Source organism: Legionella drancourtii LLAP12, from assembly GCF_000162755.2.
Lineage (GTDB): Bacteria > Pseudomonadota > Gammaproteobacteria > Legionellales > Legionellaceae > Legionella > Legionella drancourtii.
Map to the genome: position 1 here is coordinate 143,540 of NZ_JH413808.1, position 5,731 is coordinate 149,270.

Genomic DNA, 5,731 nt, shown 5'->3' on the forward strand with positions numbered 1-5,731 from the left:
TCCACTGTTTTTAATAATCAACACCTTCACTACTTAGACAATCAACGGTAACTGCGTAACTTTTTTTGGCATGCACCATACGCGCGCCAAACTATTTTGCAAAAATAGCAGCTTATATAACTCATGGATTTTACAAAAAAACATGTGGTGCTATACTGAATTATGCAGGACTGTAGCAGCCAAATACCTGTTGCATTAGCGAGTAGAATCCGTGGACATGGATGTCCTAGTATCGATAACGAGCTAGTGCCACGTTTTGGTATGGTGTTTTTTTAATGGAGTAAAACGTTGAACAATAGCTTAATAAAGAATAACAATACCCATAATCACTACACATCCTGTAATGAGCTTCGCAGACTAGCACTAAGAATGCAGCGAAGCATAGGTAAAGTTGAAGATATTTCCGTCAATGCCTCTATTGTTGCAAGTCAGACAGGCAATCAAGCACGAGTATTCTTCGAAATATCCAGTCAAATAGAAAAAACATCGCGTAAAATGCATACAAAAATTAACATGCTTTTAGATGTCATCAATAAATTAATTGAAAATGTACTTTCATCTAAAATCGCCCAACAACGTATTAATTATTTTACCCAGACAACCCTATCCCAAAACCAACCGGCAAATTTTCAACTCATTGAAACGGTTAAAGAACGATTGAAACGTCAGGTTGCTCGAGGCTCCTTTCAATTAGTGAATGGCGTTAACGCCATTGAATCACATTTTAGCGCTTTTGAATTCTTAATTAATCGCATCTTTGTTGCCCTCACCGCTCTACGGGTAGAGGAAGAACTATTTAGAAATCAATTAAAGCTGGCAACAGTTGATTCATTAATTAAGTCATTTGAAAAATTATTGACGAATTTGTCTGAAGATTATGATGCGTTTAGAGATTATTTTACGCTTTTTAAATACATTAATAAACACCTATTGCAAGAGCGAGAAATATAATGAAAAAGGAAGTTCTCTATGATAATGGCACTATTCAATGGACCGTTTTAGCACGCGATCCCAATAAACCCGAATCTATTATTGATACGAATGAATATATAATCCAGGTAGGTGACGAATCCATGCTGCTTGATCCAGGCGGAATGGAGATTTTCCCAAGCGTATTATCCATGGTGTCTGAAGTAATCGAGTTAAGCTCTATTAAGGCTTATTTATGTTCACATCAAGATCCAGATATTATGTCATCCTTACCGATGTGGATGGAATTAACGCCCAACGCCAAGGTTTATGTATCTTGGCTATGGAATGGATTCATTGCCCACTTTGGATACAAGTTTGCCCCCAATTTATATCCTGTTCCGGATGAGGGGATGCATGTGAAACTAGGTGATCAACATTTACAACTGATACCAGCACATTATTTACACTCGTCTGGAAATTTTCATTTGTTTGATCCTGAATCCAAAATCTTATTTAGTGGCGATGTTGGCGCCGCTTTATTGCCCAATGATGCCGATTTATATGTCTCTGACTTTTCCTCCCACATTCATTATATGCAAATGTTTCATCAGCGTTGGATGCCATCAAATAGTGCTAAAGATATGTGGTTAGCCCGTGTTAGAAAATTAGGTGTTGAAATGATGTGCCCACAGCATGGCGCAATTTTTCGAGGTGATGATGTTGAACGTTTCTTCGATTGGTTTGACGCGCTACAGGTTGGCAAGGCTCAACGATTAACATAAGTCAAAGAGGAAGAGAGAGTATGAGTAGCAAAATAGATTACGCGGATCGTGATTCAGAGTATGACGCTCATCCAAGTGCAAAAATAAGCAATAGTTCGGAGGTAAGTCATATTAACAAGCATTTCGAAGATATTCGTCAGGTATTTAGTGAATTTGTGTTATCGGTTAAAGACATTAATAAAATGGTCGGCGTTGTTCGTGATCTCTCTGGAAAGACTGATCTATTAGCGTTAAATGCGTCAATAGAAGCCGCACGCGCTGGACAAGAAGGCAGAGGCTTTGCCATTGTAGCCCACGAGGTTGCCAGATTAGCAGAGAAGTCACAAGAATCTATCAGCAAGGTTGAGCAAGCCAGCAGTTCATTACAAGAAAAAGTTCATCTGCTAACAGAACGATTGGATGATATACAGAAACTGCTTAATAAGATTAGCTAAGGTGGATTGAGGTTATGGAAGACGATGATGAGATTTTACATGTATTTTTTGAGGAAGCAACAGGCTTACTCGAAGAAGTATATGACCTATTAAAAACCTATACCAGTGAAAGTCCTGATAGCCAACCCGAAAAAATCAATGCGATTTATCGGTGCATTCATAGTATAAAAGGTGGTTCAGGTATGTTCGAAATGAGCATGCTAACCGAAGTTGCTCATGAACTTGAAAGCCATTTAAGTGAAATGAAAAAAGCACCTGAACAATTTGATGTTACTTATATTACGCACCAAGTTGATCAAATAGAAGTACTGTTGCTTAAAGAAGTTAATAAACGGCAAAGCCCCCAAACTAGCACAGCAAATCCGGAGATTATTCCTCCAGTATCGATGCCGTCAGCTCCGATTCCGGCTCCTGTTTTGCAGCAGACTGATGACGAACAAAAAGTGCAGACCAATAATCAACAAAGAAAAGAGGCGCCCAACCTGATTCGGGTGCCACTGGAGCGAATACAAAGAAGTTATGATATTACATCCGAAATTTTCTTATTAAGAAATCAAATAGCCCATTTATTAGAGGTTGGTTTTAGAAATAATGCCATTCAAAATGATTTATTTCTAAAATGGGAGATATTAGATAATTCATTAAGACAACGAATTGTTGAACTTGAAAGCGCGGTGTTAAGCATGAGAATGACTTCCGTGAAAAGTTTATTTTCACGGATGGAAAAAACAATTCGCGCTTATAATGAAACGAGCGAAAAAAATATTCAAATCAAAATTAGTGGGCAAGAAACAGAAGTAGATAAGCGTATTTTAGACTCGCTGGGTGATCCTTTAATTCATGTGATTCGAAATGCAATGGATCATGGTATCGAGATGCCAGATGAACGTGGTGATAAACCGCGGCAAGGCACGATCAGCATGGATGCCAAAATTATAGGTAATGAGGCCGTATTTAAGATCCACGATGATGGCAAGGGGATTGATCCGCAAAATATTTTAAAATCGGCAAAAGCCAAAGGAATCGATGTTTCAAATGTAGTAACGGATCAAGATATTTTGCAACTTATTTTTGCTCCCGGCTTTTCAACAGCCCAACAAGTGAGCGAAATTTCAGGACGTGGCGTTGGCATGGATGTTGTCAAAACATATGTTGAGAAGTCAGGTGGCAGTATCCATGTGGATACTAAAGTTGGTGTTGGTACAACGTTTAGCTTACATTTGCCAATAGGCTTATCCATTATTCCATTGATTGTCATCAGTGTTGGCGAGCATTTTTATGGTATCCCCACACACGATATTATGCAAACGTATACCTTACAAAGAAATGATATTATCTTTAATCAAAATCAATATTTATTAAACATTGATGACCAATTTGTAAAGTGTATTTTCTTATCTAATTACTTTGATAATACAGGTTCAGAAGATGTTATTATGCGGAGAAATATTTTTGTCTGCCTCTCCGAAATAGGTGGGGAATTGTGTGCCTTTATTGCCGACAAACTGGTTGCCAATACAGAGCTTATTGTAAAAGCCTTACCACCAGGCGTACCTACATTGCCTTATTTACAAGGAGTCTCAATTCTAACAACTGGAGTGTCTGCATTTATATTGTCTCTTGAGAAATTATATAAAAATATTTCGCTTAGAAATGAGGTGAGAATCAATGCAATTTGAAAAAAACATAGAATATTCTCAACTTAGGCTCTCGAAAATAGTTGAGGAAAAACAGGCATTTATTCGGTTTGTAATGTGTGGTTCTTATTATGCTTTGGATTTTCAACATGTTAATGAAGTTGTTGAAATTCCAGTAATCACCCCCTATCCAGAAACCATACCAGGACATCTTGGCGTAGTAAATTTAAGCGGGCAAATATTACCCGTCCTTGATTTTACTGGTGAATATATAAAAATTAACAGAATAAGTTCGTTACAAAACTCCGGCCTCTTATTAGTAGTAAATTTCACCAAAGATAATCCTTTTGGTCTTATCATTAAACATCCCCGCCGAGTAGAAGCGGCTAAAAAACTGCTCACATCATCTACTATCAATATTGATGGTTTACCTGTTCGTATATTACGCCAGTGTGACTTTGATTCGAAGGAGAATGAATCATGATTGCAGATAATCACGGTGCATTAAGTGAAGAATTATTATTAGTTCCCTGTCTTATTGTAATCGATTCTAAAGAGCTGCTAATCGGAATTAATGCGCAAAAAATCATGGGAATTGTAGAATATGGAGGAATTTCGTCTCTACCTTCCTCACATTTTCCCTTTATTGGATTACTTGATAATCATGAAGAAGCAGTACCGGTGATGGATTTATCGATGATTTTAAGAGAACCTGTTATTGATTTGGTTAATAATAGTGAAATCATTGCCGCTGAAATAGCACCATCACCAGGAGCCTTGCCTGCCAATTATCAGGTAGCAAACAGTAGTCATGATAAAACTAAAATAGTGATTTGCCAATTATGTGACATGATTGTAGGTATATTAGTTAATGCAACGTACCGTATTGAATCACTTAAAAGTAATCAGATTTTACATATCCCCAAAATATTTGAGAATTATGCCAAATGCATGTTCACCGGGCTTTTCTACTATAGAAATAGTTTTCTTTATCTACTCGATTTGGAAGGTATATTAAATCGTCTTGGCTTATTAAATTTAGAAGAAATTAACCAAAATAATCCGTCAGTTAAGTATAGTGAATTAGCTGGTAAATCAGTGCTCATTATTGAAGACTCAAAAGTTTTTCGCCACCAGATCACAAAGCTTCTCGGAGAAAATGGCATGAATTGTATCGTCGCAAATGACGGTCAGGAAGGATTAGAAAAATTTATGGCGGCACCGGATAAAATTGATTTAATTATTACTGATATAGAAATGCCGCGGATGAATGGAATAGAAATGGCAAGAAAAATCCACGAAGAATGTAAAGCCATGCCTATTTTATTCAGCTCCAGTATCTCTAATCCCGCACTCATTGCCGAAATCAAAGCTGAGCATGGTTATTTTCTGGTCAAGTTTCAGCCGCAAGAAGTTTTAAATCAGATACAGCATATGTTAAGTTAGGGATTTTGTTAACCTCTTGTTATTAGTACCAGGAACAATCAATGAGATTTTTCAATGTTGAAATAAGGACTCTTTTGCGCATCTTATAGATGCGCTTGAATAAGTCTGATTTTATACTTTATCTACTTCCTTGTAAGACATTAAGAATACTTGTTCAAAATTAATGATCACGACCGGGAGATGGGGGCGCCGCAACATGAAAACCCGTGACAGAATCACTCGTATTCAGCGGTGATGGCCGAAAGAAAGAAACTATCGAGGTCATTGGGCGGACATCACCACTGAGGGGCAGCTCCCCCAAATCACTGGCCACATCCCCATAATTATTTTTAATATCACGAAGCTCTGGCGCTTCCGTAAGCAAATATTTGATAACTTCCGTTTGGCCAGCCAAAATTGCAAGATGTAACGCGGTATTACCCTGCTTATCTACTGTTGTTTTTAATAAATGTCTATCATTTGCAATTAAGGTTTTAATCTTAATGAGCCAACCTAATCTTGCTGCTTGCAGTAAGAGAGG

The 5,731-nt window shown here is 37.5% G+C and carries 7 protein-coding genes; 6 read left to right on the forward strand and 1 reads right to left on the reverse strand.

What is annotated here, in order from left to right; all coding sequences use genetic code 11:
• Positions 1-288: 288 nt before the first annotated feature.
• From LDG_RS04755 to LDG_RS04780, 6 genes are read left to right on the forward strand one after another with little or no spacing between them, the layout of a single operon-like run.
• Positions 289-951, forward strand: coding sequence for a hypothetical protein (locus tag LDG_RS04755; protein ID WP_006870036.1), 663 nt, complete (start codon positions 289-291; stop codon positions 949-951).
• Positions 951-1,694 carry an oxygen-binding di-iron domain-containing protein gene (locus LDG_RS04760; RefSeq protein ID WP_006870037.1) on the forward strand — a complete coding sequence of 248 codons (744 nt, stop codon included), beginning with the start codon at positions 951-953 and terminating at the stop codon, positions 1,692-1,694. Before LDG_RS04755 ends, LDG_RS04760 begins: the two co-directional genes overlap by 1 nt.
• A gap of 20 nt (positions 1,695-1,714) precedes the next feature.
• Positions 1,715-2,128 carry a methyl-accepting chemotaxis protein gene (locus tag LDG_RS04765; protein WP_006870038.1) on the forward strand — a complete coding sequence of 138 codons (414 nt, stop codon included), beginning with the start codon at positions 1,715-1,717 and terminating at the stop codon, positions 2,126-2,128.
• A gap of 14 nt (positions 2,129-2,142) precedes the next feature.
• Positions 2,143-3,807 carry a chemotaxis protein CheA gene (locus tag LDG_RS04770; protein WP_006870039.1) on the forward strand — a complete coding sequence of 555 codons (1,665 nt, stop codon included), beginning with the start codon at positions 2,143-2,145 and terminating at the stop codon, positions 3,805-3,807.
• Complete coding sequence (locus tag LDG_RS04775; RefSeq protein ID WP_006870040.1) at positions 3,797-4,249, forward strand: chemotaxis protein CheW; 453 nt, start codon at positions 3,797-3,799, stop codon at positions 4,247-4,249. The genes LDG_RS04770 and LDG_RS04775 overlap by 11 nt, the downstream gene beginning before the upstream one ends.
• Positions 4,246-5,211, forward strand: coding sequence for a chemotaxis protein CheV (locus LDG_RS04780; protein WP_006870041.1), 966 nt, complete (start codon positions 4,246-4,248; stop codon positions 5,209-5,211). The genes LDG_RS04775 and LDG_RS04780 overlap by 4 nt, the downstream gene beginning before the upstream one ends.
• A gap of 160 nt (positions 5,212-5,371) precedes the next feature.
• On the opposite strand, the gene LDG_RS04785 is transcribed toward LDG_RS04780, so the two are convergent.
• The coding region (locus LDG_RS04785; protein WP_040534498.1) for an ankyrin repeat domain-containing protein at positions 5,372-5,731 on the reverse strand (360 nt) is incomplete at its 5' end.

Bases quoted from the DNA above. Each gene is read 5' to 3' on its own strand.
- LDG_RS04765 (WP_006870038.1), top strand. From the start codon at position 1,715: ATGAGTAGCAAAATAGATTACGCGGATCGTGATTCAGAGTATGACGCT.
- LDG_RS04775 (WP_006870040.1), top strand. From the start codon at position 3,797: ATGCAATTTGAAAAAAACATAGAATATTCTCAACTTAGGCTCTCGAAA.
- LDG_RS04760 (WP_006870037.1), top strand. From the start codon at position 951: ATGAAAAAGGAAGTTCTCTATGATAATGGCACTATTCAATGGACCGTT.
- LDG_RS04780 (WP_006870041.1), top strand. From the start codon at position 4,246: ATGATTGCAGATAATCACGGTGCATTAAGTGAAGAATTATTATTAGTT.
- LDG_RS04770 (WP_006870039.1), top strand. From the start codon at position 2,143: ATGGAAGACGATGATGAGATTTTACATGTATTTTTTGAGGAAGCAACA.